This is a genomic window from Haladaptatus marinus (assembly GCF_051194195.1).
Genome location: NZ_JBLZNK010000001.1, coordinates 56132 through 83079 on the forward strand (window position 1 = coordinate 56132; position 26948 = coordinate 83079).

Sequence of the window (26948 nt, forward strand, 5' to 3'; positions counted from 1 at the left end):
CATGGCAACAAATCAAACTCCCAAGGAAATCGGTTCCATCAGCTTCGGCCTGATGGACCCGGAGGAGTACCGCGAGATGTCGGCGACGAAAATCATTACCGCCGACACGTACGACGACGACGGGTTCCCCATCGACATGGGACTCATGGATCCACGACTGGGCGTCATCGACCCCGGTCTGGAATGTAAGACCTGTGGGCAACACTCCGGGTCGTGTAACGGCCACTTCGGTCACATCGAACTCGCCGCACCGGTCATCCACGTCGGCTTCACGAAACTCATCCGCCGACTGCTTCGTGGTACCTGCCGCGACTGTTCCCGACTCCTCCTGACCGAGGAAGAACAGGAAAAATATCACGGCATGCTCACGCGGACGAAGGAACTCGGGAACGATATCACCGACGTAACGAAGGCCGCGATTCGGGAGGCTCGCAAAAAAGACCGCTGTCCCCACTGTGGCGAAGTCCAATACGACATCAATCACGAGAAACCGACCACCTACTACGAGGTTCAACAGGTTCTCACGAGTGAGTACTCGGAGCGCATCGCCTCGGCGATGCAAGGTCGGAACGAGGAGGGCGAAGAGGACGAGGAGCGCGAACCGGTCGCGCCGCCGGAACTCGCCGAAGAGACGGGCATCGACCTCTCGCGTATCAACCAGATCATTTCGGGCGAGTTCCGCCCGCGAGAGGAAGATCGCAAGGCCATCGAGAAGGCCATCGATATTGACCTCACGACCGAGGACATGAACAAGCTGATGCCCTCGGACATTCGCGACTGGTTCGAGGATATTCCGGACAGCGACATCGAGGCGCTCGGTATCGACTCCGACCGCTCGCGTCCAGAGTGGATGATTCTCACCGTCCTGCCGGTACCGCCGGTCACTGCTCGGCCGTCGATTACGCTGGACAACGGCCAGCGTTCCGAAGACGACCTGACGCACAAACTGGTGGACATCATCCGCATCAACCAGCGGTTCATGGAGAACCGCGAGGCTGGTGCCCCACAGCTGATTATCGAGGACTTGTGGGAACTGCTCCAGTACCACGTCACGACGTTCATGGACAACGAGATTTCGGGCACCCCGCCTGCTCGTCACCGCTCCGGACGTCCGCTCAAAACGCTCAGCCAGCGGCTGAAGGGCAAGGAAGGTCGCTTCCGTGGTTCGCTGTCCGGGAAGCGTGTGAACTTCTCGGCGCGTACCGTCATCTCGCCCGACCCGACGCTCTCGCTGAACGAAGTCGGCGTGCCGCGACGCGTCGCCCGTGAGATGACGCAGACGATGAACGTCACGCCGCGCAACATCGAAGAAGCGCAGCGCTACGTTCGAAACGGACCGGAGGGTCACCCCGGCGCGAACTACGTCAAACGACCCGACGGACGGCGACTGAAGGTCACCGAAAAGAACTGCGAGGAACTGTCGGAGAAGGTGGAACCCGGATGGGAAGTCAACCGCCACCTCGTGGACGGTGACATCGTCATCTTCAACCGACAGCCATCCCTGCACCGGATGTCTATCATGGCTCACGAAGTGGTCGTGATGCCGTACAAGACGTTCCGACTGAACACAGTCGTCTGTCCGCCGTACAACGCGGACTTCGACGGGGACGAGATGAACATGCACGCCCTGCAGAACGAAGAAGCCCGCGCGGAAGCGCGCGTGCTCATGCGCGTGCAGGAACAGATCCTGTCCCCGCGCTTCGGTGAGAACATCATCGGCGCGATTCAAGACCACATTTCCGGAACGTACCTCCTCACGCACGAGAACCCGCACTTCAACGAGACGCAGGCGCTCGACCTGCTCCGTGCGACTCGAATCGACGAACTGCCGGAACCCGACGGCGACGAAGACGACGGCACGCCGTATTGGACCGGCCGGACGTTGTTCTCGGAACTCCTCCCCGACGGATTGGAACTGGAGTTCTCCAGTTCGGCTGGCGACACCGTCGTCATCGAAAACGGCCAACTCGTCAGCGGAACTATCGACGAGGACGCAGTGGGTGCGTTCGGCGGGGAAATCGTAGACACCATCTGTAAAGTGTACGGCGAAACCCGCGCCCGGCACTTCATCAACGAAGTTGCGACGCTGGCGATGCGTGCCATCATGCACTTTGGCTTCTCCATCGGTATCGACGACGAGACGATTCCGACGGCGGCCCAAGAGCAGATCGACGAAGCGATCGACAACGCCTACGAGCGCGTCCAAGACCTCATCACGACGTACGAGAACGGCGAACTCGAATCCCTGCCGGGTCGAACGGTAGACGAGACGCTGGAGATGAAGATTATGCAGACGCTCGGCAAAGCCCGTGACTCCGCCGGTGACATCGCGGAAGACCACTTCACCGACGAGAACCCGGCCGTTATCATGGCCGAATCCGGTGCACGTGGTTCGCTCCTGAACCTGACTCAGATGGCTGGCTGTGTCGGCCAGCAGGCAGTTCGGGGCGAACGCATCAACCGCGGGTACGAAGACCGCACGCTGAGCCACTTCCAGGCGGATGACCTGTCCGCGGACGCCCACGGCTTCGTGGAACACTCCTACACTGGCGGCCTGAGTCCGCTCGAGTTCTTCTTCCACGCGATGGGTGGCCGAGAGGGGCTCGTGGACACGGCAGTCCGTACCTCCAAATCCGGATACCTCCAGCGCCGTCTCATCAACGCGCTGTCCGAACTCGAAACGCAGTACGACGGTACGGTGCGTGACACCAGCGACACCATCGTTCAGTTCGAGTTCGGTGAGGACGGCACCTCGCCGGTTCGGGTGTCCTCGGACGAGGAGAACCCGATCGACGTCGAAAGTATCGCAGACCGAATCATAGACGAGGAGTTCGACAGCGAGAACCGCAAGCTCGAATTCCTCGGCGAGCGGCAACCGCCGACGAACCTCTCGGAACACGCCGACGCACGGCAGGTGGAATCAGATGACTGAAGTTACGGACGACATGGAGGCCATCGTGGAGGATACGGAACTCCCGCGACGCCTCAAAGACGAAGTGTATGAAACCATCGAATCGCGCGACGGTGTCACCGTCGAACAGACTGACGAAATCGCACGCGCGGTCGAAACTCGCTACTTCAACACGCGAGTTGACCCGCTCGACCCCGTCGGAACGGTGAGCGCCCAGTCCATCGGGGAACCGGGAACGCAGATGACGATGAACACGTTCCACTACGCGGGTGTGGCGGAAATCGACGTGACGCAGGGTCTCCCACGACTCATCGAGCTCGTGGACGCCCGAAAGACGCCGGACACGCCGATGATGACGGTGTTCCTGGAAGACGAATACGCCGACAACCGCGAACGCGCTCACGAAGTCGTCTGGCAGATTGAGGCGACCAAAATCTTGGCGCTCGGTGACATCTCGACCAACGTCGCCGACATGATCGTCTCCATCAACCTGAACGAGGACACGCTGGAAGAGCGGATGATAACGCCCGACGAAGTTGCGGGCATCATCGAGGACAGCCTCGGAGTCACGACGAACCAGCAGGGGACGGTCATCGAGTTCGGCCCCGACCAGCCGAGTTATCGCAAACTCCTTCAACTGGTCGAAGAACTCCGCGAAATCGTCTTCAAAGGTATCGAGGACATTACGCGCGTCGTCATCCGAAAGGAGCAGACCGACGACGGTGAAGAGTTCGTTCTCTACACCGAAGGATCGGCGTTCGGTGACGTTATCGAAATCGAGGGTGTCGACGCCTCGCGCACCACGTCGAACAATATCCACGAGATTTACCGCAACCTCGGTGTCGAGGCGGCCCGCGAGGCCATCATCGAGGAGACGATGGACACCCTCGAAGAGCAGGGTCTCGACGACGTGAACGTTCGGCACCTGATGCTCGTTTCGGACATCATGACCAACCGAGGAACCATCGAGTCCATCGGTCGGCACGGTATCTCCGGCAGCAAAGAATCCGTGCTCGCACGTGCGGCGTTCGAGGTGACGGTGAACCACCTGCTCGACGCCGCAATCCACGGCGAAATCGACGACCTGAACGGTGTCATCGAGAACGTCATCGTCGGCAAGCCGATCAAACTCGGCACGGGTGACGTTGACCTCCGAATGGGTTCGGTCAGTCGCGGCGCGGAACCCTCGGACTGATGACAGTCACCCTCTCCGATACGGCACGCCAGTACATCGCCCTCTTCGAGGACGAAACGGGCGCGACCGCCCACGACTGTGTCGTGCTGGGTGACGAAGACGACGACGAGAAACGAGTCATCTTCGTCGTCAAACCGGGCGAGATGGGTCAAGCAATCGGACCGGGCGGGAAGAACGTCCAAAGCGTCGAAGACCAACTCGGCGCGGACGTGGAACTGGTCGAGGACGCGAACACGGCGGCGACGTTCGTCGCGAACGCGCTCGCGCCGGCCGAAGTCCACCACGTCACCATCAGCGAAAACAACGACACAGTGGCCTACGCGGAAGTCGAGCAGGCGGACACCGGTGTCGCCATCGGTACAGGGGGTCGGAATATCGAGACGGCCAAACTGCTCGTCGAGCGTCATTTCGACGTGGACGACATCCAGTTGACCTGAATCGGGTCGATTTCTACGGTTTTTGCGGTCGGTGTGATTTAAGTAGTTCTCATCGTTGATGTGCGACGATGACCACGTATTCGGTGTTGGAAACGCAGTTATTTTGAACCGATGCAGGATACGAGAAGAAATAACCAGCCTCTGCTCACTCTCGAACAAACCCGTTGGCTCGGCTTAGAATCGATGAAACGCGCTCAAATCCCTTTACCGACCCCTTTCGAGCGACCTGCGGGCGTAACGCCGAACGCAAAAGACACGGTTTAAGTAGCTCCATCAAATAGTTCACCACATAATGGCGAACGGTAAGTACGCGGCTCGGAAGCTGAAGAAAGACCGCCAGAATCACCGGTGGTCTGACTCCGATTACGCCCGACGAGAGCGTGGTCTCGGTGAGAAATCCGACCCACTCGAAGGTGCGCCGCAAGGCCGAGGTATCGTGCTGGAGAAAGTGGGCATCGAAGCGAAACAGCCCAACTCTGCGATTCGAAAATGCGTCCGTGTCCAGCTTATCAAGAACGGTAAGCAGGTGACGGCGTTCTGCCCGGGCGACGGTGCGATCTCGTTCATCGACGAACACGACGAGGTCACCATCGCGGGTATCGGCGGTGCGAAAGGTCGTGCGATGGGTGACCTTTCCGGCGTCAACTACAAAGTAGAGAAAGTCAACGGCGTGAGCATGGAAGAACTGGTTCGCGGCAATGCGGAAAAACCGGTGCGATAACTCATGAGCGCAGACGAAGAACAACCAGAACCCGACGAACACGTTGGAACGGAAGGCGAAGGCGCGGCTGCGGAACTGTTCGGTAGGTGGGACGTGACGAACATCGAGTTCGCCGACCCGAGCACGGAACGCTACATCTCGGTCACGCCCGTCGCACACACGATGGGTCGTCACGCTGGAAAGCAGTTCCAGAAGAGCGAGGTCAGCATCGTCGAACGACTCATCAACCGTCTCATGCAGACGGAAGAGAACACGGGCAAGAAACAGCAGACGATGAAAATCGTCCGCGAAGCCTTCGAGATCATCCACGAGCGCACCGAGGAGAACCCGGTGCAGGTGCTCGTACAAGCGGTCGAGAACGCCGCCCCGCGTGAGGAGACTGTCCGCCTGAAGTACGGTGGCATCTCCGTCCCGAAAGCAGTCGACGTTGCGCCACAGCGTCGCGTTGACCAGTCGCTCAAGTTCATCGCGGAAGGCACCTATAGTGCCTCGTTCAAGACTGCGACGGACGCCGAAGAGGCGCTCGCACAGCAGCTCATCGGTGCTGCAGACTACGACGTCCAGACCTACGCTATCAACCAGAAAGAAGAGAAAGAGCGCGTCGCTGCGGCAGCACGGTAACGTTCGTTCATCTCCTTTTGGACTCGGTTTTCTGCTTTATTTTCGCTTTCGAGCGACGGCGTTTTTGAATCGAACCGCTAAAGTTCCTTTTCGAGAACGTATCCCCATTTTTCGTAGTTTTGGCCCTCATAGTATCGATGGACGCCGTCTTTTGTTACGGGCGACGCCAGCGCGACGTGCTCGCAGTCCCGCTCTTCGGCCCACCGCTCTACGAACTCGATAAGTGAGGCTCCGTATCCCTCACTCCTCCGCGGTTCGTCCACGACGAGGTCGTAGAGCCACGCGTTACGAGCATGGTGGAGAACGTGCTTGACGAGCACGCCAGCGACGCCGACCAACTCTTCGTCGGCAAAGCCACCGAACAGATGGTATTCATCGTCCGCCGTCCACTCCAACACGTCCTCGGGTGGGATATCGCTCCACAACTGGCGGAGAATCGGAACGGCGTCGAGGCGTTCGGATTCGGTTTTCAACTCCCGAATTTCCATGTCCTTCATTTCGAGTACGGGGTAAAGGGGTTGGTTGTCTCAGTTTGTTTCTCGCTTGACACTGCTGACTCCACTCAAACTGCGACTGAACTATGTCTCAACTCACATGTTTTGTGGATTTGTTGATGTCTTACTAGCTCCCATCGACGCCAATCAAACCGCCACCGCACCGCAACCGCATCAGCCATAGACTTTCCCAATCGACTCCCTGCACTCGCTTTGCTCGGGTCTTCCGGTGGCATAGCCAACGAGGGCTTTCGAGGACACTACATTACCAGAACCAACTCGCATGACGTCTTTCTAAAGTCCTACCTTTTCGCCGCCGAACTACGCTCTATCGGTTAATCTGCGGCTTGTCCCTCGTTCGCTCCACCAAGAACGTACTCACGCGAGGCGTCCACGAGCGCCTTCCGGTACTCGCTCTTTCCGGGGTCGTCGGCGAGCGAGAGGAACCGATATTTGAATCCCTGCACGTCCACGGTCGGTGCGTCGCGGGAGGCGGTACGGGCGAGGTCGTAGAGTCGGTGGTCACGCGGGACGAGGTCGTGGCGCTCGACCAAGGCGAGGGCGAACGCGGCGTTTACGGCGGTCATCTCGGGGTCGGTGGTCGCGGTCATTCGCCTCCCACGAGGGTGGGTTGGTCGGTCCGCAATCGCCGTGGCAAGTTCGGATTCGAGGTACGCGACGAGTTTGTCGCTCGGGCCGACGCGGAGCGTGATGTCGTCGGCGTAGATATCTTTCATGTGGTTCGCGATCTGGTAGCAGTGCGTGAGTTTCCGGCGCTCGACCGACCGTCCGGCGAACGCGAGAAAGAGCGCTTCTGCGGTCGATTGGGTGTGCGACGGATGCGACTGTTCGTTGCGGGCCATGTGCGAGTATTCGTGGAGTGCGAGTTCACGGGCCATCGCACTGGTCGCGGCCTGTCGCGAGATGTTGAGGACGTGGTACTCTCCGGGATGGGAAGTCCACGTTCGCTCGTCCGGGTCGTCACGAATCCGGACGTGAACCGGCCTGTCGAGGTCGTGCTCCGTTTCGAAGAGGTCGGAGGCGCTGAGAAATGGGGTCGGGGACGTAGAACCGTGTATTCGAATATCCATGCGTGTTGATGACACGCCCTGAGCGAGTATTATTCTTGTGCCGTATGGGACTGTTTGGCAGGGTAATTCGCCATTTCCGGACAGTTTCCGGGCGGGAAAACACTACGCTTTTCAACCTCGTACAGGTAGGGATACCCATATATGGGCAGACGAAAGAAGATCGTCGAACAGTGCGAGCGGCTCATGGACAAACCGGAGCAGATCCGGAACATCGCGATTGCCGCCCACGTCGACCACGGCAAAACGACGCTGACGGACAACCTTCTCGCTGGTGCGGGTATGATCGCCGACAAGGGTGAAGCTACCCAGTTGATGATGGACACGGAGGAGGACGAACAGGAGCGCGGTATCACCATCGACGCGGCCAACGTCTCGATGACCCACGAGTACGAGGGTAACGACCACCTCATTAACCTCATCGACACACCGGGCCACGTCGACTTCGGTGGCGACGTGACTCGTGCGATGCGTGCCGTCGACGGTGCGCTCGTCGTCGTGGACGCCGTCGAGGGCGCAATGCCACAGACGGAGACCGTCGTCCGACAGGCACTCCGTGAGGGCGTTAAGCCGACCCTGTTCATCAACAAGGTGGATCGACTCATCTCGGAACTCCAAGAGGGTCCCGAGGAGATGCAACGCCGCCTGCTCAACGTCATTGACGACGTGAACGAGCTGATTCGCGGCATGACCGACGACATGGACGACGTGGACGATTGGACCGTCTCCGTCGAAGACGGAACCGTCGGGTTCGGGTCGGCACTCTACAAGTGGGGCGTCTCCATGCCGTCGATGCAAGCGACGGGCATGGACTTCGGGGACATCATGGAACTCGAACGCAACGACAATCGCCAAGAGCTTCACGAGAAGACGCCGCTGTCGGACGTCATCCTCGACATGGTCTGTGAACACTTCCCGGACCCCATCGAGGCTCAACCCCGTCGTATCCCGCGTGTCTGGCGTGGTGACGACGACTCGGAACTCGCCGAACAGATGCGGCTCGTGGACCCCGACGGCGAAGTCGTCCTGATGGTCACCGACATCGGTATCGACCCGCACGCTGGCGAAATCTCCGCTGGTCGTGTCTTCTCCGGGACGCTGGAGAAAGGCCAAGACCTCTACATCTCGGGAACCGTCGGAACGAACCGCGTCCAGAGCGTCGGTATCTACATGGGCGGCGAACGCGAGGAAGTGGAGCGCGTCCCTGCCGGGAACATCGCGGCCGTCACCGGTCTGAAGGACGCTATCGCCGGTTCAACGGTTTCCTCCGTCGAGATGACGCCGTTCGAGTCCATCGAACACATCAGCGAACCCGTCATCACGAAGTCCGTCGAGGCAAAGAGCATGGACGACCTGCCGAAACTCATCGAGACGCTTCGACAGGTCTCCAAAGAAGATCCGACCATTCAAATCGACATCAACGAGGACACGGGGGAACACCTCATCAGCGGACAGGGTGAACTCCACCTCGAGGTCATCACCCAGCGTATCGAACGCAACCAGGGTATTCCGGTGACGACTGGTGAGCCTATCGTCGTCTTCCGCGAGAAGGTTCAGGGGGCAACCACCGAAGTCGAAGGTATCTCCCCGAACCGCCACAACCGGTTCTATCTCACGGTCGAACCGCTGTCGGACGAAATTGTAGGGAAGTTGAAATTAGGGGACATCTCGATGGACATGCCCGAGCAGGAGCGCCGTGAAGTGCTCCAAGAGGCGGGCATGGACAAGGATACCAGCCAGAACGTGGAACACATCCACGGGACGAACATCCTCATCGACAACACGAAAGGTATCCAACACCTGAACGAGACGATGGAACTCGTCATCGAGGGCCTCACAGAGGCGCTTGACGACGGTCCACTCGCTGGCGAACCCGTCGAAGGGACGCTCATCAAGCTCAACGACGCTCGCCTCCACGAGGACACCATCCACCGTGGTCCGGCACAGGTCATCCCTGCGGTTCGGCAGGCAGTGCACAACGCACTCATCCACGGTCACGTGAAGCTCCTCGAACCGATTCAGAACGTGCGCATCGACGTGCCGAACGAGCACATGGGTGCTGCGTCCGGCGAGATTCAGGGCCGCCGTGGCCGCGTGGACGACATGTACCAAGAGGGCGACCTCATGGTTGTCGAAGGTATCGCGCCCGTCGACGAGATGATCGGGTTTTCCTCGGACATCCGCAGTGCGACGGAAGGTCGTGCGTCGTGGAACACGGAGAACGCCGGATTCCGCGTCATGGCGGACAACCTCCAACCAGAGACCATCATGGAAATCCGAGAGCGCAAGGGTATGAAGCAGGAACTGCCCCAGGCTATCGATTACTTCTAATCGATAGTTTCTGTTTCGCTAGGCATCTTTATTATCGAATATTCGAGAGCACTTGCTCTACGAGACGCTTCGTCTCTGTCCGTCGTTCACCTTGCGGTCTTCCGGACGGGTATCGAAAATGGCCACACTACGCAGTCGCCGTCGCTCAGGTATCGTTTGAAACTTGGGTCGATGTGACTATCGACGATGGCGATATGTTACCGTTCCCCTCTGTGGACGATTTCCGCATCACACACGGGGCACGTTCGGTCGCGGCTGTCGAAGGCCGTCTGACAGAAGGCGCAGACGTGGTCTTTGGCTATACTGTCATTGCTTGCACCAACCGCATCTGTGAATCGCATCGTCTATCACCAATTCTTCGTACAGGTTCCAGGGGCATTACTACGAGCTCGTTAACACGTGTCATAGGAGGTGACTAATTCGGGTTGCAGTTCGTTTTGCATCCGTTTCATCCCGTTGCAGTCCCCGTATTGGAGAATTTTGTGACCGACTGAAGGTTTATTGTTGCCCACGCCCCAACCCTGCTATCATGGCTAACCACGATGAGCACGTGCAAGCATACACGGTTCGGCTGGAACTCGCCGACGAACCGGGCGAACTGCTCCACGCGCTCGAACCCATCGCGGAACATGGCGGTAATTTGCTCAGCGTCTTTCACGAACGCGGGTCGCTCACACCACGCGGTCACATTCCGGTCGAAGTGGATTTGGAGTGTCCGCCGGATCGATTCGAGACGATCGTCTCCGCACTGCGTACGGCGAGCGTGAACGTCATCCGTGCGGGTGCGGAGCGATACGACGAAGAGATCACCGTTGTCCTCACCGGACATATCATCGACACCGACGTTTCCGATACTCTCTCACGGGTCACGAGCGAGTCGAACACGTCCGTGGTCGATATTTCGCTCTCGGCTCCCGAAGGTACGAGTGATGTATCCAGCGCGCGACTCAGACTCGCCACTGACGCCGCCGAGACGGACAGTGTTCTCGACACGGTGGCGGCCATCGCAGACGAGAAGGAGCTACGCGTTATTGCCCCGTTAACCGATGGGGAGGTTGTCGCATGAAACTCGCAGTGCTTGGTGCGGGTGCTGTCGGTCGCTCCGTCGTGGAACTCGCGGAGGAGTACGGCCACACGGTGACGGCGCTGGCGGATTCCAGTACTGCTGTCGTCGATGAGGATGGAATCGATGTAGACGCCGTCTTGGCCCGGAAATCGGACGATGAAACGGTTGGAACGCTCGCCCCAGACGCCGTGTTCGATGGTGAGTACGACGTGTTGGTCGAAGCCACCCCAACCACGCTCGGCGATGCACAACCGGGGTTCAACCACGCGCAAACCGCGCTCGAATCCGACCGGCACGTCGTATTGGCGAACAAGGGGCCGGTTGCCGAACGATACGAGGAATTGCGGGCACTCGAAGCGGAGAGCGAGGGACGCGTGCTCTTTGAAGCGACGGTTGGCGGCGCGATACCGGTTCTCTCAACCATCGCCGACGTAGGGTCGAAAAACGTCACGGCGGTTCGCGGCGTGTTGAACGGAACCGCAAACTTCGTCCTCTCGCGGATGGCAGCGGAGGGATTGAGTTACGAACACGTGCTCGCGGAGGCACAAGACCTCGGTGTTGCGGAGGCTGACCCGTCGTTCGATGTGGACGGAACCGACGCCGCACTGAAATGCATCATCCTCGCGAACGTCCTCTTCGATGGGGGATACACGGTCGACGACGCGGAGGTAGCAGGAATTCGGGATTTACCTGGGAGTGCTCTCGAACTGGCCAGTGAAGACGGTTGGACGATTCGACTCGTCGGTGAAGTCGCGCGCAATGGTGTTCAGGTCGGCCCGCGTCTCGTTCCCGAGAACGGAACGCTCGCGGTGTCCGGGACGCGCAACATCGTTCAGTTCGAGACGAAACATGCAGGAAGACTCAATATCAGCGGACGTGGGGCAGGTGGTCACGAAACTGCTTCGGCGGTACTGTCGGACGTGACGACACTTGCACGCGAGGAATGAGCAGAATGGTCTGAATTCTTTCATAGTCTCGCTGTGCCAATTGTTCTCACTAAACGCCAGACGGCGGGCAGATGCCCCGCATGACGTATCGAAATGGTTTTAACCGCTTCTGCCAAATAATTCCGACAGAGCGCATCTGCGCGTGAGATACCAATGAGCGACAAACCACACCAGAACTTGGCCGTTATCGGCCACGTCGACCACGGTAAAAGTACGATGGTCGGGCGACTCCTCTTCGAGACAGGGAGCGTCCCGGAGCACGTAATCGAACAGCACCGCGAGGAAGCGGAAGAGAAGGGTAAAGGCGGCTTCGAGTTCGCCTACGTGATGGACAACCTCGCAGAAGAGCGAGAGCGTGGTGTCACGATCGACATCGCCCATCAAGAGTTCGACACCGACGAATACTACTTCACCATCGTCGACTGCCCGGGCCACCGTGACTTCGTGAAGAACATGATCACGGGCGCATCGCAGGCAGACAACGCGGTTCTCGTCGTCGCCGCTGACGACGGTGTCGCGCCACAGACCCAGGAGCACGTATTCCTCTCGAAGACGCTGGGTATCAACGAGCTCATCATCGCAGTCAACAAGATGGACGTCGTTGACTACGATGAGGGCAAATACAACGATGTCAAAGACCAGGTCTCGAAGCTCCTGAAGCAGGTCAACTTCAAGTCCGACGACGCGACGTTCGTCCCAACCTCGGCATTCGAGGGCGACAACGTCTCCGAGCAGTCGGACAACACGCCTTGGTACGACGGACCGACCCTGCTCGAGGCACTCAACGACCTCGACGCACCGGAACCGCCAACGGACGCAGACCTCCGTCTGCCAATCCAGGACGTCTACACGATTTCGGGTATCGGTACGGTGCCGGTCGGACGTATCGAGACGGGGACGCTCAACACGGGCGACAACGTTTCGTTCCAGCCGAGCGACGTCGGCGGCGAAGTCAAGACCGTCGAGATGCACCACGAAGAGGTGCCAAAAGCAGAACCCGGCGACAACGTCGGTTTCAACGTTCGTGGTATCGGTAAGGACGACATCCGTCGCGGTGACGTGTGTGGTCCGGCCGACAACCCACCAAAGGTCGCAGACACGTTCACGGCCCGTATCGTCGTGATGCAGCACCCGAGCGTCATCACGGCTGGCTACACGCCTGTCTTCCACGCCCACACGGCACAGGTCGCGTGTACCATCGAGTCCATCGACGCGAAGATCAACCCATCCACCGGTGAAGTCGCCGAGGAAGACCCAGACTTCATCAAATCCGGTGACGCAGCAAAGGTCACGGTTCGACCACAGAAGCCGCTCAGCATCGAGCCGGCAGGCGAAATTCCGGAACTCGGTTCCTTCGCAATCCGTGACATGGGCCAGACCGTCGCGGCCGGTCAAGTCCTCGAAGTCAACGAGAAATAAACGATGCAACAGGCACGAGTCCGACTAGCAGGAGCCAACCCCTCGGATCTCGACGACATCTGCGACGATGTTCGCGAGATCGCCGAGAAAACCGGCGTCTCCCTGAGCGGCCCGATTCCGCTCCCGACGAAGACGCTGGAAATCCCCACTCGCAAGTCCCCTGACGGAGAGGGAACTGCAACGTGGGAACACTGGGAAATGCGCGTCCACAAGCGCCTCATCGACCTCGACGCCGATGAACGCGCGCTTCGACAGTTGATGCGCATCCAGGTTCCGAACGACGTAAGCATCGAAATCGTCCTCGAGGACTAACCCTCGACCCAAACTTCTATATTTCTCACCCCGACCAGCGACGGCGATGGGGATTCGATTTTTGTAGTTCGAGTGATCACTGTATGGTATGGGACTCTCCCGCTCCCCCACGGTACAGACGCTCGCCATCTTCTGTGTCGTGTTTGCCCTCCAGTCGGCGATTCGGCTCGTCAGTCTGCCGTTGGCGGTGAGCCTGTTCACGCTAGCGCCGCCGGTGACGGTTCGGCCGTGGTCCCTTCCACTCAGCGTCTACGCGCACGCAAATCTCGCCCATCTGTTTTCCAACGCAATCGCCCTGTTGTTCGCTGGTCTGCTGATAGAGCGCGTGACGACGACGATGCGGTTTCACGCCTACTTCCTCACGGTCGGTATCCTCGCGGGCGTATCGCAGGTGTGGATCGACGGCCTCGTCGGGTCGGCCCGTCCCGTCCTCGGTGCCAGCGGCGCGGTGTTCGGTCTGTTCGGCTACCTGCTCGCCGGAAATCCCATGGCCGATGCGGTGCTCGGCAAACTCCGCCTTTCGCGTCGGGGGCAAATCGTGGTCGTTCTGGCTCTCGCCTTCCTCGCTACTCTGACGACCGCTGCCCCCGGTGTGGCCCTCATCGCTCACTTCACGGGATTCGCAGTCGGCCTCATCGCGGGACGACTTCACATCCTGCGGGTCGAAACACAAGCTACAAGTAACGACCGGGCGGTACAATAGTCCGAGGGCTCGTAGATCAGTGGCAGATCGCTTCCTTCGCAAGGAAGAGGCCCCGGGTTCAAATCCCGGCGAGTCCATGACAAACGCAGTGTGGAATGGACGAGCGGGATTTTAATTAGACAAGACGCACGCCCGCGGAGCGTCGTCTGCGTGGAAACAGTGGAATCATCGTGAATCAGCAGTCGTGAGTGGCATCTCGGGTTTCTGAATCAATCGTTATGCTTGTTGCTGTCCTACGTTCGCCTGGCGTTTACGCTGGTGCAACTGGGGGACACTGATTAGACGCCGGAGGAGTGGAACATGTCATCGAAAGCCGCTGAGAAAGAGATTTTAGACCGTCTCAGAACCGAAGTCTGGAACGAAGGACAGGTAGATGTCGTCGATGAACTCTTCGCCGACGACTTCGTCAGCCACAGATTCAGTCAGGGGGAGTTCGACGGCCCCGAGGACTACAAGCGATGGGTTCGTGAGTGTCGGGAGGCGTTTCCGGACATGCACGTGACCTTCGAACCGCTTGGGTCGGGCGAAGTCTCTTGTGGCGTCTACACCGTCACCGGAACACAGAAAGGGAAGTTACAGGGTAAATACCTCGACATCGAACCGACGGGGAAGCCGGTCGAGTATTCGGGGTTGTCAATCATGCGCGTCGAAGACGGAAAGTTCGCCGAGGAGTGGGACCTCGACGACGCGAGAGCGATACTGAGTCAACTCGGAAAACTTCACGACGAGTCCGGAGCATAACGGCCGAACCGACCACCCATTTCGGATGGAGCCAATTCTTTGGACGTATTCTATTTCAATCATTATCTCGTCTCACCGACCGTTTCACGTCGCGTTTCCTGCCACAATCTCGTTAGAACGCGATTCGAGCCAAACGAGGTGATTCAATTTTTCCAACCGTTTCACACCGTTCGGCCCGAGCCACCCCCGATTATTCGGGATATAATGAAGGGGGTAGCGGTCTACGTATGAAATACGCCCGGAGCCCGGGTGTGACAGACCCGGCAAGTGTTCGACGGTGCCGGAGGCTCTGGTGGCGAGCTGGCCTCTCGCCATGTTTCGGCCATGCCTCCCACGAAAGTTTGTCATCTCGAACGCATGCCGACTTTTTCGACGAACCACCAACACAGAATGACGATTTCAGTACCCAACAACCATGAGCGACGAACCACTCGATGACGTCGACCGCGGTATCCTGCATTTGTTACAGGAGGACGCGCGTAACACGACAACGACGGAGATCGGCGACGCAGTCGGTGTCTCGGCCAGCACGGTCGGCAATCGACTTCAACGACTCGAAGATGAGGGCATCATCAACGGATATCATCCGCAAATCGACTATCACAACGCGGATTTCCCGCTTCGTGTCCTCTTCATCTGCACCGCACCGATACCCGATCGCGAGGAACTCGCTGAACGGGCACTGGATGTAGAGGGTGTCGTCAACGTGAAAGAGATCATGGCTGGCGTCGAAAACGTTCATGTCGAGACGGTTGCACCAAGCCGCGACGACGTGACCGCCGTCGGAAAATCGCTCAACGACATCGGGTTGGACGTGGTGAACGAAGTACTCGTGAAAAGCGAATATGTTCAGCCGTTCGATCATTTCGGACGAGACGAAGTCAGCGAGTGAGTCACCGCCGCGACCTCTTCGAAATTGGGAAATTTCTAAGTTTAGAATTGGAATTAAACAGATTCATCCGTCATACTTATCTGTTGACGAATTCTTCCTGCTAGTACCGGAATGGAGCGAACTTCCTATCGATTGGAGGACGGTGAGCGTCCAAGCATCGCCGTCATCAACGCGATTGCAGACCACGAAAGCTCGTTACCGGATGAAATCCGGCCGCAACTGTACGATGCCGTAGATCCGGACGCACTGGACTCGCTCTTCGAACCGCGAGTCGATGGCGAGCTCAGACGCGGTGGTAGGGCTGTCTTCACGTATCGTGGATATCGAGTCACCTACGAAAGCGATGGGTGGATTCACGTGAACGACGACCAGGATGCCGTTTCGGGGACATCCGAAACGCCCGCTGACGAGTAATCAGACGAGTCCAGTGAGTTCGGCATCGATGGCAGTGACGTACTCCGATCGGTCGTATCCGAGCCGACTGAGCCAGACGTTGTCGTAGGATGGGTGTAACAGTGGTAACGCGGTTACACCAAGTCGTTTGCATTCGACCGGGGAGAGCACTCGTTCGAGAAACCCCTCCAACGCAATCGATTCGAAATCGAACAGCGTTTTCGTGGCGTGTTTCCCCGTCGGAACGACAACGCTGGGATTCACCTGCTCGATTTCCGCTTGTAGATGGCTGAAACAGTTGTCGAGTTCCTCGGGCCGTGGTGCTCGGTTCGAACCGTCATTCCTTTCGGGAAAACATTTCACCGCGTTCGTGAAGTAGGCGTCGTAGCCGAGTTCGGAAAACAGCGAGCGGATCTTTCGTCCCGAATGGCGCGTCGTGTACGCCATGCCAGTCCAGTTGCCGCCCTGCCACCGTTCTGCATCGGGATTTCCGTATCCGGGTGCTTCGCCGATAACCAGTACGTCCGCATCGAGCGGTCCAGTTCCCCACGAGATGCGATTTCGACACGAAACGAGTTCGGAACAGCGTGAGCAGTTCGGTTCGAGGACGTTGCGTGAGTCGGGGAACGCGGGCAGTCTGTTCTCAGTCGTCTTCCTCGACCACTTCGATGCCGCGGTTGTTGACCGCGTTCGGGTCAAGTCCGACTTCCTCCAGATACTGTTTGTATTCCCGCTCACAGGCCTCCGCATCGGCCTGTTTGTCGCTGGCCCGGTCACACAGCGCGACGAGGTCTTCGGGCACGTCGTTCGTGTAGACGATCCAGTGATTGATGAGGTCGGAGAGGCGGCGAATCGGACTGGTGAAGTGGCCGTAAATCTCGAAGTTCAGCGCGTGGTGGCCGCCAAACGGGTCGCTCATGTACCGCGCACGCGGCATCACTTTCATCACGGCCCACTGGATTTTGTCGAGTTGACGGCGTGGTGCTTCTTCGAGCGTGGCGTTGACCGCTTTCCGTGGGTCGTCCCACGTACTCCCCGGAATCGAGACGCCGTCCAAGTTTTGAATCTCTTGGAGTGCTTTGCTCCACTCGTCGGGCGTCGGCTGTGGGTGGACGCGATACATCGCTTCGACACCACGTCCCCACATCAGTTCGTGCGTGACTGCCTTGTTGGCTTTCAGCATCGACTCCTCGATGAGGGTGTGGGCGCGGTCACGTCGCGGGTTGAGAACGAGGCTACCGTCTTCCTTCCGCTGTTCGTGCATCTGGTCGGCGAGTTCGAACGACAGTTTACACTCCTCGTGAAGCGGCGCATCCTCGTCGTCGATTCGTTTTTCCGCCTGCGCGTAAGTGAGTCGCTCGTCGCTCCGGATGACAGATTTGTAGATGTCGATGGTTTCGTAGGAGAGGTTCTCCTTGTCGAGGTGCATCTCGACGGTGTGCGCGAGTCGGTCTTCGTTCGGCACCAGGGAGCAGACCGTTTCGGCCAGCATCGGCGGCAGCATGTGGATCGTGTAGGAGGGTAGATAGACCGTGTTCCCTCGTTTGACCGCCTCTTCCCACATGTTTGTTTCCGGGTTGACGTAGTGAGTCACGTCGGCGATATGAACCCAGAGGACGTACTCGTCCTCGCGCTCTTCGACGGAGATGGCGTCGTCGAAGTCCTGTGCATCGATAGGGTCGGTCGTCCACGTCGTCATATCGCGCAGGTCTTTGCGCTCTTCGACTTCGTCCTGAATCTCCTGCTGGATTCCCTCGGTTCGTTTTTCGGCCTCGGTCATCACGGTCTGCGGGAACTCGCCCCGAATCTCGAACTTCTCGAACAGTTCCTTTCGCCTCGTTTCGAGTCGCTCGGCGAGTTCCGGCGAAATTTCGACCGGCCCCTGTCCCTCGGCAGTTCCTGCCTCGGCCTGCGCGTCGCTCGTCATGGCCGCCTCTAGGAGAGTCGGGCAGTTAGTCGTATCGACTGGTCAGCCATCTCGTTCTTCTAGCGGTCCGTAACGATCTCGAATCGCGGCGTCGTATCGGGCGAAAAACTCCTCCCGTTCGACAGCGCCGGCGTCGATTTCGATGAGGAGGGCTTCCAGTTCGTCTCGCGGTTGGTGACAGAGTTCGCGGTGACACGCTTTGCAGAGATGTTCGAACGACTTCCCGCTCCGCTCCCAGCGGTTCCCCTCTTTGTCGTACTCGCGAGCTTTCGAGCGGAGGACGGCGTCGCCACACGCGATGCAGACGACTGACTTTTTCTCCCGGTTCCGCCGGGAACCCCACATAGTTACTCCTTCGTCGCCCTCCCACTTCGCCCTTTCGTCAGATTTTAGACTGCGAATTCGAAGAGGTCGTCGCCGACGTGATGAACCGACTCGACGACTTTCCCCGAGTCTCCAACCATGTCATCGCCCGTCGTCTTCGCGCGCCCGATGGCCAACACCTTGCCGTGTGTTTCTTCGACGATAGCGACGAGGTCTCCGGGTTCGATGTCGTCGTCCGCTTCGACGATTCCCGGTCGCATCACGTCCGCGCCGCTACTGACGAACGAGACGGCACCTGCATCCACGGTGACGAGTTGCTCAGTCGGTGGATATTCGTTCGCGCCCTGTACCGTTAGGAACGGTTCGTCGCCGACGTACACGACGGTGGGGTTGCCATCGACGAGGACGAGGTCGAACTCCGTCCCCTCTAACTCCACGAGTTCGTAGGTGTCCGCGTCCAGTTCGACGCCGGCCGTGTTTGCGAGTGCTTCTTCGATTTCTCTGACCTCGTCGCTTCGGAGGTGATGACGAGATTTAACCTGCATACCCGCACGTGCGTCGCTTTCGGCCATAAACCCACCCGTTTGCCTCGACGAAATCGAAATGGCGTGGTTCGCTCTTTGCTCCTACCCGGGAGGCGCGCTCTTTGATAGCGACGTTGTTCTGGAGGACGTTGAAATAACGCAGGACGTGTCCGCCCGGCAACAAGAAAACAGTTGTCGGTTCTTTTCAGAAACTGAACTGCCGTGCGGGTGCCTCCGTCTGTCCGTAGCTGTTGGTGACGACGGCACGATATTCGTACGTGACGCCCCTCTGTTCTCCCACCGGGTTCCGGTGAAGGTTTCGTAGGCATCGACTCGACGGAGTTCGGTGTCGTGCGGGAATCCGTCTCCTACTTCTCCCCACTCGAACCATGCGTCGCCACCATCTCCGTTCGTCCATCCGCTTAACTCCACTTCGCCATTGCCGACCGTGTAATGGCCGGTTTGAGGTGCAGCGGGAGGACTACCGGTGCCGCCACCACCATCGTTACAATCGCAAGGTACGTCTGCACTCGTCGTGCCCGCGAGCGAAAGGCTACTCAACGCCGCGAGGGTCGTTCCGGATAGTTTAAGCACGTCACGGCGTGACGAATGCTTGTTTTTCTCTATCATATGAACGATACAATACTCCAATATAATATGCAATCTTCTATAATTAATATATTCACTAATGTCTCGAAAGTCTACTATTTATTTAATTTAATTAGAAAACAACTAATGAACCCCTGGAAACGTCACTCCTCGACCGGGCTACGGTTTGGATTTTCACCAATCTCTCCCCAACTACATGACGGCGACTTCTGGTCGCTCCGAATCCGACCATCGTTGGAGACGCGTCTCGTGGCGTCTGACGTAAGAACTATACTCGTTCGCTTGCCCCATCATGCTATGGGATTCATGGATAAGATTCTCGGCGAAGGGCCGTCCGGAAACACCGGGGATTATGTTGAACTCGACTTAAACGATTTTGAAGCTGCACCCGACGAGACGAGTGTCAGCGTTCATATCGCGGAAATCGGCGACCAACAGGACGTTATCGCTATCAAAGATGCGGTGTACGACGGCGACATCGTTATCGCCGACATCACCCGTCTCCGAACCGAAGATACCACTGTCGAGCGAATCACTGACGAACTCCAGCAGGTTGCTCGTGAAGTCAACGGCGATATCGTTCAGAAGGGTGACGACCAACTTATCGTGACGCCAACGAGCGTCAATATTAGTCGGACAAAACTCGGGCGTAATTAGACGTTATCCGGCGTATCTGCTTTGTCTTCGACGGTGCGCTTCAGTGAGTCACGACGCGCCTTTGCGTCGCGACCGGTCGCTTCGAGGAGGAACTCGTTTTTCTTGCTGACGGCGTCGGCAGCGGCGTCCGCGTTCCCCTCCGCGATGACGTCCTCGGCCGGGCGTTCCTGGAAATCAACCGCGAGTTTGTCTTTCTTACCGCTGTACGATGCTGCACCTGCGATGACGCGCTTGAACACCGGGTTGTCGGGTTCTTCGACCACGTAGAGTTCGTGTCCGTCGAACTCGTCGGTTCCCGTAATCGGGCCAAAGTACTCTTCGATACTGGCTTTCAAGTCGGGCATTCGGTCTTCGAGATGCTCGCCGCGTCGCATTTTGTATTCTTTCATGGGTTGCTCCCTGATTGGGTGGGTGGATGTTTACTCTTTTCGCGTCGCGCTTACTCTTGTTCGCTTAAGTATCCTCGACGACATTCGGGGCAGATATCCCCTGCACGAAGCGACGATCCGGTCGCTGCGCCCCCGAGCTCGCCGCATTCGGGGCAGATGAGATCGGCGTCAGGATTCGAACTGGAGGCTTGATCGGGTTTCGGTGCCTCGCGTGCACGAGTGAACCCCGTTTCCGTCTGCGGTTCCGGTCGCGTCGTCCTGACGAACCCGGGGTCGTCTCGCGGTTCGGCTTCCACGACTTCGGCCCCTTCGTCCGTTTCGGGTGCGCTTTCCGGTGTCAGTCCGCCGCCGAAACTCACGTCGGCGCGGCCACCGTCGCCGACCTCGGCGCTGAAGCCTGCGTCTTCCATGCCCGTATCCGGCCATTCCGTCGCTCCGCTGCCCGCATCATCGGCGTTCGTGTCCTCCGGGTCGGGCCACTCGCCGTGTCCGCGCCCGCTGTTATCGTCGTCTTCTTCGTCATCGTCATCGAGGATGACACCGTCGTCTTCCTCCGCAGTCTGCGGTGGTTCGAAATCGTCGTCGTTGAAACTGACCGGTTCCGGTGTCGGTTCGAACCCGGAAGATGTTGCGACACCCGAGGGTTCCGATTCGGCCGCCGCTCCGGCGCCGGTTGCCGACGATTCGGCGGTTCGTTCCGATTCGGGTTGTTCTCGACTCGCTATCGGTTCCGGCGTCGGTTCCGGCTCCTCGATTGCCGTTACCTCCTTGTTCTCGCTGACGACCTGCTGGTCGCCACAGCTCTTGCATTCTTGGAACTCTCGAACCGTCACTATCACTTCGTTGCCTTGTTCTTCTCGCTCGCGCTCGATTTCGGACTCGCCGTAATCGTGCCCCAGCAGCGAACACCTGAGACCCATTGGGTGTGGGTTATTTTCACGCCGTAATAAAAGGATGGTGCTTTCCCCGGTTCAGCCGAAATTTTCACTTTTCGCGTCGTCCGGGTCGTGGCCGGTCGCCCGCAGCGCGTCGTTCGCGTCCGCCAGGAAGTCGGCGAATCCGTACACGAACATCTGTCCGTCCGCTGTCGAAAGGACGTCGTTTACATCGTCGTTGTCGCTCAGCGAGTCGTCAGTTACCAGCACCGTCGCACCTGCGGTTTCGAGTTCCAGCAGGCGGTCTTCGTGTGCCGGGTCGTCGTCCCGATAGATGACGACTATCTCGCCGCCGTCCGCAATCGCACGCTCCGCGATGCCGACCGCTGGCCCGACGCCCGGGCCGCCCGCGAGCACGACGACGCTTGATTCACCTTCGTAGTACGACCGCCCGAACGGCCCATCGACTTCGACCGTGTCGCCCGGCTCGCGTTCCGCGAGCCACGGACTCAAATCGCCGTCGGGGTCGATTCCGACTGTGATTTCGAACGTTTCGTCGGTGTCGGGTGACGAAAGCGTGTAGTGGCGCGTGATTTCCTCGCCGTTCACGTCACCACGAACCTGCACGAACTGCCCCGGTTGCGCATCGAACTCCGACGGCGATTCCAGTTCGAGCGCGATTGTGTTTTTTCCGACAGTTCGTACCGACCGCACCGCAATTTCGGTGCCCTCCATGTGCAAGCGTTTGACCCTTTCGGCCAAAGTGTTTCCCGTTCTGGCGGGTCTGCTTCAGAAGGTTTTTGATTTGCCACCGGGTAGCGTAGCATTGATGCAAGACCTGAACTGGGCCATCGGCGGCGAAGCCGGCGATGGAATCGATTCGACCGGGAAAATCTTTGCGCAGGCTCTCTCCCGCGCGGGGCGACACGTCTTTACGTCGAAGGACTTCGCCTCTCGTATCCGAGGGGGATACACCGCGTACAAAATCCGGTCGTCTACGGACCAAGTCGAGAGCGTCGTCGATAGACTGGATATTCTCGTGGCGCTCACCCAGCGGACGATAGACGAGAACCTCGATGAACTGCACGAGGACAGCGTTATCATCTACGACGGGGAGCGAACCGAAATGGAAGACGTGGACATCCCCGGCGAGATGATCGGGCTGTCCGTTCCGCTTCGCCGACTCGCCGAAGATGCTGGCGGTGCCATCATGCAGAACACTGTCGCGCTCGGTGCGGCCTGCGAAGTGGCGCAGTTCCCCATCGAGAACCTCGACAGCGCACTGGACAAGAAGTTCGGTGCCAAGGGTGAGGCAATCGTCGAGAACAACAAAGAGGCCGCCCGTCTCGGGCAGGAGTACGTACAGGAGGAGTACGACCACGACTTCGCGTACGACATCGAGACGACGGACAACGATTACGTTCTCCTCAACGGTGACGAGGCAATCGGTATGGGCGCAATCGCCGCAGGATGCCGATTCTACTCCGGCTACCCCATCACCCCTGCAACCAACGTGATGGAGTACCTCATGGGCCGCATCCAGCACTTCGGCGGTACCGTGGTGCAGGCCGAGGACGAACTGTCCGCCATCAACATGGCGCTCGGCGCGGCACGCGCAGGCGCACGTTCGATGACGGCCACATCCGGCCCGGGTATCGACCTGATGACCGAGACGTTCGGTCTCGTCGCACAGAGTGAGACGCCGCTCGTCATCGTTGACGTGATGCGCTCCGGTCCATCGACCGGGATGCCGACCAAGCAGGAACAGGGCGACCTCAACATGACGCTCTACGGTGGCCACGGCGAGATTCCACGGTTCGTCGTCGCGCCGACGACCGTCTCGGAATGTTTCCAGAAGACCGTCGAAGCGTTCAACTTCGCCGAGAAGTACCAGACGCCGGTCTTCCTGCTGGCCGACCTCTCGATGGCGGTCACGGAACAGACATTCTCCCCGGAGGAGTTCGACATGGATGCCGTCGAAATCGACCGCGGGAAAATCGTGGACGAGGACGACATCGACGCGTGGACAGACGAACAGGGCCGCTTCCAGCCGCACTTCCCGACCGCGGACGGTATCAGCCCACGCGCATTCCCCGGAACGACCGGCGGCGCGCACATGTCCACCGGCCTCGAACACAACTCGCTCGGTCGCCGTACCGAGGACACCGAGACCCGTGTCGAGCAGGTTGACAAACGAAACCGCAAGGTCGAGACGGCCGAGGAAGAAGAAGACCTGAGTCCCCGCGAATTCGGCGACTCGGACTCCGACACGCTCGTCATCTCGTGGGGGTCGAACGAAGGGCCGATGCGCGAAGCCCTCGACTTCCTCGAAGAGGACGACGTGAGCGTTCGATTCCTCTCGGTTCCGTACATCTTCCCCCGTCCCGACCTGACGGAGGACGTTGAGGCCGCGGACGAGGTCATCGTGATCGAGTGTAACGAGACGGGACAGTTCGCGAACGTCATCGAACACGACACCCTCACCCGCGTCGACCGAATCAACAAGTACAACGGAATCCGGTTCAAGGCGGACGAACTGGCTGACGAAATCAAGGCGAAACTCGGACAGGAGATAGAAGCATGAGCTCGGACGTTCGATTCACCGACTTCAAGTCGGACAAGCAACCCACGTGGTGCCCCGGTTGCGGGGACTTCGGGACGATGAACGGGATGATGAAGGCACTCGCCGAAACCGGCAACGACCCGGACAACACGTTCGTGGTCGCCGGTATCGGCTGTTCCGGTAAAATCGGGACGTTCATGCACTCCTACGCCATCCACGGCGTGCACGGACGTGCGCTCCCCGTCGGAACGGGCGTCAAACTCGCCAACCCAGACCTCGAAGTGATGGTCGCGGGTGGCGACGGTGACGGCTACTCCATCGGTGCTGGCCACTTCATCCACGCCGTCCGCCGGAACGTGGACATGTCCTACGTCGTCATGGACAACCGTATCTACGGACTGACGAAGGGACAGGCCTCGCCGACCAGCCGCGAGGACTTCGAGACGAGCACGACGCCGGAAGGACCGAAACAGCCGCCAGTCAACCCGCTTGCCCTTGCCCTCTCCGCAGGTGCGACGTTCATCGCGCAGTCGTTCTCGACCGACGCGCGCCGCCACGCGGAAATCGTGCAGGAGGCAATCGAGCATGACGGCTTCGGCTTCGTGAACGTCTTCTCGCCGTGTGTCACGTTCAACGACGTGGACACCTACGACTACTTCCGCGACGCAATCGTTGACCTCGCGGACGAAGACCACGACCCGAACGACTACGACGCGGCCAAGGAGAAAATCCTCGACGCGGACAAGGAGTATCAGGGCGTCATCTACCAAGACGAGGACAGCGTTCCGTACAGCGAACTCCACGGTATCGAGGGCAACATGTCCGATATTCCGGACGGCGCGCCGGAGAACGCGATGGATCTCGTGCGCGAGTTCTACTGAAGCGCGCGACCCAGTTTTCCCATTTTCGGCCACTACGACGCATCAGCATCGGGTCTACGGAGTTGCTGACACGCGGTGACTTCGCCTGTGACAGTGCCCACCTGCGACCCAATCCCCAGCGGCTTCAGCGCGATAATCTCATCCAGCACCGACGTTGCGACGACACTACTTGTGGGAGATGTCGGAAAACGGTTTCCGAGGCAACTGCGTTGTCGAGCAATCAGATCTCTACCTATTTTCCACCCTTTTCCACATTTCTGTCCCACGCTATCCGACTCATTCCATCGTTCTCGGGCCGTTTGCGTCTGTTTTTTATGATATGGACAGTAACACCGTGTCAAGATGACTGCGGAAACATGCGATAGTGCCGTCGGTGGGGCGGGGCATCGGGCAACCTCGGTGACCACTTTCACTGCATCCTCCGATAGCGGTCGAATTCGTGTCGCGACCGACAGTGATTCGGTCACTGTTGAGTTGCCGGTTCGAACGGCCAGAATAGAAAATCAAACGACATATCTCTCTGTCACTGAGGCGATTGTATGACCGACCATTTCGACGTAATCGTTGCCGGTGCTGGCCCCGCTGGCGCGCAGTGCGCACGGGATTTGGCTCAACGCGGGCACGACGTTGTCGTGCTCGAAGCGGAGGGTGAATCGGAGTTCCCGCGCCAGAGCAACAAGTCCACGGCGGGGACGTTCTCCTCGATGATGGCCGCGTTCGGCATTCCGGACGACGTGGTGATGAACTACACCGACAACGTCGTCCTCGAATCGCCGAACGAGCATTTCCTACAGTCCCAACCGGGTGCCGTCCTGGAATTCGCCGACTTCAAGCGGTTTTTGGTCGAAGACGGGCAGGAAGAGGGGGCCGAGTACTGGTTCGACGCCCGCGTCTCGAAGCCCATCATGGACGGCAACGAAATCGAAGGCGTTCGATACAGCGGCAGTCAGGAAGTGTACGGCGACATCATCATCGACGCGACCGGGCCGAGCGCGCCACTCGCGAAGAGTCTCGGCGTGACCAACCTCAAACGGGAGAATCAGGCCATCGGCATCGAGTACGAGATGGAGGGCATCGACATCGACCGCGAGGGGTACGCAGACCTCACCGACGCGATGATGCTCAGGTTGGACCACGACCTCGCGCCGGGCGGCTATTCGTGGATTTTCCACACCGGCGAGGACACCGCGAAAGTCGGTCTCTGTTACATTCAAAACGAGAGCCACCACGACTACGCGAAGGAGGGAATGGGTATCGACGACTACCTCCAGTACTGGTTGGACACTGACCCACGATTCGAGAACGCCGAGCGAATCGCCGGGAAACAACACCGCGGTTCCGCACACGTCCAGATGCCCGGCAGTCTGAGCACGGACAACTTCATGGCCATCGGCGACACGGTTCCGACCATCGACCCGCTCTGGGGAGAGGGAATCCACACGGGGATGAAATCCGGGCGCGCCGCGGCGATAACCGCCGACCGGTGTTTCATGACGAGCGAATCCGACACCTCCGCTGAGAAGATGTCCATCTACAACAAGCTCTGGCACGGCGACGTTGCCCCACAGATGCGGACGCGACTGTTGATGACACAACTGCTGTACCTTGCCGAGAACGAACGCTACGACACCCTGATTCGGGATTTGAAACGAATCGGCGGCGATATGCGAAACAGCGCGAACGCTGGGAAGCTTCGCGGCATCGCGAAACTTCTCCACTGGGAGGACATTCCACTGTTGAAGCGATTCGCCAAAGAACAACTTCCGCTGTAGGACGTTCTGTCCTTTTCACTAAACGAATATCTCTGACACGGTAACACTGGCTTTGCTATTACTCGGCGCGCGCCACGCCCGAACTCGGCGCAATCGACTTACAAACCTTCTACCGTTGTTCACGAAAGACGAATTGAACTCAAAATCTCGGTCTGC

Annotated in this window: 28 protein-coding genes and 1 tRNA gene; 19 read left to right on the forward strand and 10 right to left on the reverse strand. The window is 58.9% G+C overall.

Features of this window, described 5'->3' with window-relative positions:
• The first annotated feature begins 1 nt into the window (after nt 1).
• From ACN2TU_RS00310 to ACN2TU_RS00330, 5 genes are all read left to right on the forward strand, one after another.
• The gene (locus ACN2TU_RS00310; protein WP_435151557.1) at nt 2-2932 is read left to right on the forward strand and encodes a DNA-directed RNA polymerase subunit A'; all 2931 of its coding nucleotides are present in this window, start codon (nt 2-4) and stop codon (nt 2930-2932) included.
• Entirely contained in the window at nt 2925-4106 is a 1182-nt protein-coding gene (gene rpoA2 / locus ACN2TU_RS00315) for a DNA-directed RNA polymerase subunit A'' (protein ID WP_435151560.1), read from the forward strand. The genes ACN2TU_RS00310 and rpoA2 overlap by 8 nt, the downstream gene beginning before the upstream one ends.
• Entirely contained in the window at nt 4106-4543 is a 438-nt protein-coding gene (locus ACN2TU_RS00320) for a NusA-like transcription termination signal-binding factor (protein ID WP_435151563.1), read from the forward strand. The genes rpoA2 and ACN2TU_RS00320 overlap by 1 nt, the downstream gene beginning before the upstream one ends.
• A 292-nt stretch (nt 4544-4835) precedes the next feature.
• On the forward strand, nt 4836-5264 hold the full coding sequence (locus ACN2TU_RS00325) for a 30S ribosomal protein S12 (RefSeq protein WP_049971655.1): 429 nt from the start codon (nt 4836-4838) through the stop codon (nt 5262-5264).
• A 3-nt stretch (nt 5265-5267) separates the two neighbouring features.
• Nucleotides 5268-5885 carry a 30S ribosomal protein S7 gene (locus ACN2TU_RS00330; RefSeq protein ID WP_435151567.1) on the forward strand — a complete coding sequence of 206 codons (618 nt, stop codon included), beginning with the start codon at nt 5268-5270 and terminating at the stop codon, nt 5883-5885.
• A 77-nt stretch (nt 5886-5962) separates the two neighbouring features.
• Here ACN2TU_RS00330 and ACN2TU_RS00335 read toward each other — a convergent pair whose 3' ends face one another.
• Complete coding sequence (locus tag ACN2TU_RS00335) at nt 5963-6382, reverse strand: GNAT family N-acetyltransferase (protein ID WP_435151570.1); 420 nt, start codon at nt 6380-6382, stop codon at nt 5963-5965.
• Between the two features lie 332 nt (nt 6383-6714).
• A complete protein-coding gene (locus ACN2TU_RS00340) occupies nt 6715-7470 on the reverse strand; it encodes a DUF5781 family protein (RefSeq protein WP_435151573.1) in 756 nt (251 codons plus the stop codon).
• Nucleotides 7471-7611: 141 nt separating this feature from the next.
• Between ACN2TU_RS00340 and ACN2TU_RS00345 the strand changes: the two genes are divergently transcribed.
• The 10 genes from ACN2TU_RS00345 to ACN2TU_RS00390 all read left to right on the forward strand — a co-directional run bounded on the left by ACN2TU_RS00345 (nt 7612) and on the right by ACN2TU_RS00390 (nt 16292).
• Complete coding sequence (locus tag ACN2TU_RS00345) at nt 7612-9798, forward strand: elongation factor EF-2 (protein ID WP_435151576.1); 2187 nt, start codon at nt 7612-7614, stop codon at nt 9796-9798.
• Nucleotides 9799-10327: 529 nt separating this feature from the next.
• A complete protein-coding gene (locus ACN2TU_RS00350) occupies nt 10328-10864 on the forward strand; it encodes an amino acid-binding protein (RefSeq protein ID WP_435151579.1) in 537 nt (178 codons plus the stop codon).
• Nucleotides 10861-11811: a homoserine dehydrogenase gene (locus tag ACN2TU_RS00355; protein ID WP_435151582.1), complete on the forward strand. Its 951-nt coding sequence runs from the start codon at nt 10861-10863 to the stop codon at nt 11809-11811. The genes ACN2TU_RS00350 and ACN2TU_RS00355 overlap by 4 nt, the downstream gene beginning before the upstream one ends.
• 153 nt (nt 11812-11964) lie before the next feature.
• Entirely contained in the window at nt 11965-13230 is a 1266-nt protein-coding gene (gene tuf, locus ACN2TU_RS00360) for a translation elongation factor EF-1 subunit alpha (RefSeq protein ID WP_435151585.1), read from the forward strand.
• A gap of 3 nt (nt 13231-13233) precedes the next feature.
• Nucleotides 13234-13542, forward strand: a complete 309-nt coding sequence (gene rpsJ, locus ACN2TU_RS00365; RefSeq protein WP_007979652.1) for a 30S ribosomal protein S10 — start codon at nt 13234-13236, stop codon at nt 13540-13542.
• An 88-nt stretch (nt 13543-13630) separates the two neighbouring features.
• Nucleotides 13631-14245, forward strand: a complete 615-nt coding sequence (locus tag ACN2TU_RS00370) for a rhomboid family intramembrane serine protease (protein ID WP_435151588.1) — start codon at nt 13631-13633, stop codon at nt 14243-14245.
• Nucleotides 14246-14250: 5 nt separating this feature from the next.
• Nucleotides 14251-14322 (forward strand) — tRNA-Ala (locus tag ACN2TU_RS00375).
• Nucleotides 14323-14545: 223 nt separating this feature from the next.
• Nucleotides 14546-14986, forward strand: coding sequence for an ester cyclase (locus ACN2TU_RS00380; RefSeq protein WP_435151590.1), 441 nt, complete (start codon nt 14546-14548; stop codon nt 14984-14986).
• A gap of 415 nt (nt 14987-15401) precedes the next feature.
• Nucleotides 15402-15878, forward strand: a complete 477-nt coding sequence (locus tag ACN2TU_RS00385) for an Lrp/AsnC family transcriptional regulator (protein WP_435151593.1) — start codon at nt 15402-15404, stop codon at nt 15876-15878.
• Between the two features lie 111 nt (nt 15879-15989).
• The gene (locus tag ACN2TU_RS00390; protein WP_435151595.1) at nt 15990-16292 is read left to right on the forward strand and encodes a HalOD1 output domain-containing protein; all 303 of its coding nucleotides are present in this window, start codon (nt 15990-15992) and stop codon (nt 16290-16292) included.
• On the opposite strand, the gene ACN2TU_RS00395 is transcribed toward ACN2TU_RS00390, so the two are convergent.
• The 5 genes from ACN2TU_RS00395 to ACN2TU_RS00415 all read right to left on the reverse strand — a co-directional run bounded on the left by ACN2TU_RS00395 (nt 16293) and on the right by ACN2TU_RS00415 (nt 19676).
• A complete protein-coding gene (locus tag ACN2TU_RS00395) occupies nt 16293-16970 on the reverse strand; it encodes a uracil-DNA glycosylase (protein ID WP_435151597.1) in 678 nt (225 codons plus the stop codon).
• Nucleotides 16915-18198: a ribonuclease catalytic domain-containing protein gene (locus ACN2TU_RS00400; RefSeq protein WP_435151600.1), complete on the reverse strand. Its 1284-nt coding sequence runs from the start codon at nt 18196-18198 to the stop codon at nt 16915-16917. Before ACN2TU_RS00400 ends, ACN2TU_RS00395 begins: the two co-directional genes overlap by 56 nt.
• A 42-nt stretch (nt 18199-18240) precedes the next feature.
• Nucleotides 18241-18543, reverse strand: a complete 303-nt coding sequence (locus tag ACN2TU_RS00405) for a DUF7562 family protein (protein ID WP_435151603.1) — start codon at nt 18541-18543, stop codon at nt 18241-18243.
• 44 nt (nt 18544-18587) lie between these two features.
• The gene (locus ACN2TU_RS00410) at nt 18588-19067 is read right to left on the reverse strand and encodes an RNA-binding protein (protein WP_435151605.1); all 480 of its coding nucleotides are present in this window, start codon (nt 19065-19067) and stop codon (nt 18588-18590) included.
• A gap of 81 nt (nt 19068-19148) precedes the next feature.
• A complete protein-coding gene (locus ACN2TU_RS00415; protein WP_435151608.1) occupies nt 19149-19676 on the reverse strand; it encodes a hypothetical protein in 528 nt (175 codons plus the stop codon).
• A gap of 276 nt (nt 19677-19952) precedes the next feature.
• Here ACN2TU_RS00415 and ACN2TU_RS00420 point away from each other — a divergent pair, with 276 nt between their 5' ends.
• Complete coding sequence (locus ACN2TU_RS00420; protein ID WP_435151611.1) at nt 19953-20312, forward strand: cell division protein SepF; 360 nt, start codon at nt 19953-19955, stop codon at nt 20310-20312.
• On the opposite strand, the gene ACN2TU_RS00425 is transcribed toward ACN2TU_RS00420, so the two are convergent.
• Genes ACN2TU_RS00425 through ACN2TU_RS00435 form a run of 3 tightly spaced genes read right to left on the reverse strand, consistent with a single transcriptional unit; the run spans nt 20309 to nt 22311 of the window.
• Nucleotides 20309-20701, reverse strand: a complete 393-nt coding sequence (locus ACN2TU_RS00425) for a DUF5611 family protein (RefSeq protein WP_435151614.1) — start codon at nt 20699-20701, stop codon at nt 20309-20311. The two genes, ACN2TU_RS00420 and ACN2TU_RS00425, sit on opposite strands and share 4 nt — an antisense overlap.
• 50 nt (nt 20702-20751) lie before the next feature.
• The gene (locus tag ACN2TU_RS00430; RefSeq protein ID WP_435151617.1) at nt 20752-21621 is read right to left on the reverse strand and encodes a DUF7093 family protein; all 870 of its coding nucleotides are present in this window, start codon (nt 21619-21621) and stop codon (nt 20752-20754) included.
• Nucleotides 21622-21672: 51 nt separating this feature from the next.
• Nucleotides 21673-22311: an FAD-dependent oxidoreductase gene (locus ACN2TU_RS00435; RefSeq protein WP_435151620.1), complete on the reverse strand. Its 639-nt coding sequence runs from the start codon at nt 22309-22311 to the stop codon at nt 21673-21675.
• A gap of 91 nt (nt 22312-22402) precedes the next feature.
• Here ACN2TU_RS00435 and ACN2TU_RS00440 point away from each other — a divergent pair, with 91 nt between their 5' ends.
• The 3 genes from ACN2TU_RS00440 to ACN2TU_RS00450 all read left to right on the forward strand — a co-directional run bounded on the left by ACN2TU_RS00440 (nt 22403) and on the right by ACN2TU_RS00450 (nt 26792).
• Nucleotides 22403-24160, forward strand: coding sequence for a 2-oxoacid:acceptor oxidoreductase subunit alpha (locus ACN2TU_RS00440; protein WP_435151622.1), 1758 nt, complete (start codon nt 22403-22405; stop codon nt 24158-24160).
• Nucleotides 24157-25020 carry a 2-oxoacid:ferredoxin oxidoreductase subunit beta gene (locus ACN2TU_RS00445; RefSeq protein ID WP_435151625.1) on the forward strand — a complete coding sequence of 288 codons (864 nt, stop codon included), beginning with the start codon at nt 24157-24159 and terminating at the stop codon, nt 25018-25020. Before ACN2TU_RS00440 ends, ACN2TU_RS00445 begins: the two co-directional genes overlap by 4 nt.
• Nucleotides 25021-25559: 539 nt before the next feature.
• Nucleotides 25560-26792 carry a digeranylgeranylglycerophospholipid reductase gene (locus tag ACN2TU_RS00450; protein ID WP_435151628.1) on the forward strand — a complete coding sequence of 411 codons (1233 nt, stop codon included), beginning with the start codon at nt 25560-25562 and terminating at the stop codon, nt 26790-26792.
• The last annotated feature ends 156 nt before the right edge of the window (nt 26793-26948 follow it).

Coding starts and splice junctions, on each gene's coding strand:
- ACN2TU_RS00310 (WP_435151557.1), top strand. CDS start 2: ATGGCAACAAATCAAACTCCCAAGGAAATCGGTTCCATCAGCTTCGGC.
- rpoA2 (WP_435151560.1), top strand. CDS start 2,925: ATGACTGAAGTTACGGACGACATGGAGGCCATCGTGGAGGATACGGAA.
- ACN2TU_RS00320 (WP_435151563.1), top strand. CDS start 4,106: ATGACAGTCACCCTCTCCGATACGGCACGCCAGTACATCGCCCTCTTC.
- ACN2TU_RS00325 (WP_049971655.1), top strand. CDS start 4,836: ATGGCGAACGGTAAGTACGCGGCTCGGAAGCTGAAGAAAGACCGCCAG.
- ACN2TU_RS00330 (WP_435151567.1), top strand. CDS start 5,268: ATGAGCGCAGACGAAGAACAACCAGAACCCGACGAACACGTTGGAACG.
- ACN2TU_RS00335 (WP_435151570.1), bottom strand. CDS start 6,382: ATGAAGGACATGGAAATTCGGGAGTTGAAAACCGAATCCGAACGCCTC.
- ACN2TU_RS00340 (WP_435151573.1), bottom strand. CDS start 7,470: ATGGATATTCGAATACACGGTTCTACGTCCCCGACCCCATTTCTCAGC.
- ACN2TU_RS00345 (WP_435151576.1), top strand. CDS start 7,612: ATGGGCAGACGAAAGAAGATCGTCGAACAGTGCGAGCGGCTCATGGAC.
- ACN2TU_RS00350 (WP_435151579.1), top strand. CDS start 10,328: ATGGCTAACCACGATGAGCACGTGCAAGCATACACGGTTCGGCTGGAA.
- ACN2TU_RS00355 (WP_435151582.1), top strand. CDS start 10,861: ATGAAACTCGCAGTGCTTGGTGCGGGTGCTGTCGGTCGCTCCGTCGTG.
- tuf (WP_435151585.1), top strand. CDS start 11,965: ATGAGCGACAAACCACACCAGAACTTGGCCGTTATCGGCCACGTCGAC.
- rpsJ (WP_007979652.1), top strand. CDS start 13,234: ATGCAACAGGCACGAGTCCGACTAGCAGGAGCCAACCCCTCGGATCTC.
- ACN2TU_RS00370 (WP_435151588.1), top strand. CDS start 13,631: ATGGGACTCTCCCGCTCCCCCACGGTACAGACGCTCGCCATCTTCTGT.
- ACN2TU_RS00380 (WP_435151590.1), top strand. CDS start 14,546: ATGTCATCGAAAGCCGCTGAGAAAGAGATTTTAGACCGTCTCAGAACC.
- ACN2TU_RS00385 (WP_435151593.1), top strand. CDS start 15,402: ATGAGCGACGAACCACTCGATGACGTCGACCGCGGTATCCTGCATTTG.
- ACN2TU_RS00390 (WP_435151595.1), top strand. CDS start 15,990: ATGGAGCGAACTTCCTATCGATTGGAGGACGGTGAGCGTCCAAGCATC.
- ACN2TU_RS00400 (WP_435151600.1), bottom strand. CDS start 18,198: ATGACGAGCGACGCGCAGGCCGAGGCAGGAACTGCCGAGGGACAGGGG.
- ACN2TU_RS00405 (WP_435151603.1), bottom strand. CDS start 18,543: ATGTGGGGTTCCCGGCGGAACCGGGAGAAAAAGTCAGTCGTCTGCATC.
- ACN2TU_RS00410 (WP_435151605.1), bottom strand. CDS start 19,067: ATGCAGGTTAAATCTCGTCATCACCTCCGAAGCGACGAGGTCAGAGAA.
- ACN2TU_RS00415 (WP_435151608.1), bottom strand. CDS start 19,676: ATGATAGAGAAAAACAAGCATTCGTCACGCCGTGACGTGCTTAAACTA.
- ACN2TU_RS00420 (WP_435151611.1), top strand. CDS start 19,953: ATGGGATTCATGGATAAGATTCTCGGCGAAGGGCCGTCCGGAAACACC.
- ACN2TU_RS00425 (WP_435151614.1), bottom strand. CDS start 20,701: ATGAAAGAATACAAAATGCGACGCGGCGAGCATCTCGAAGACCGAATG.
- ACN2TU_RS00430 (WP_435151617.1), bottom strand. CDS start 21,621: ATGGGTCTCAGGTGTTCGCTGCTGGGGCACGATTACGGCGAGTCCGAA.
- ACN2TU_RS00435 (WP_435151620.1), bottom strand. CDS start 22,311: ATGGAGGGCACCGAAATTGCGGTGCGGTCGGTACGAACTGTCGGAAAA.
- ACN2TU_RS00445 (WP_435151625.1), top strand. CDS start 24,157: ATGAGCTCGGACGTTCGATTCACCGACTTCAAGTCGGACAAGCAACCC.
- ACN2TU_RS00450 (WP_435151628.1), top strand. CDS start 25,560: ATGACCGACCATTTCGACGTAATCGTTGCCGGTGCTGGCCCCGCTGGC.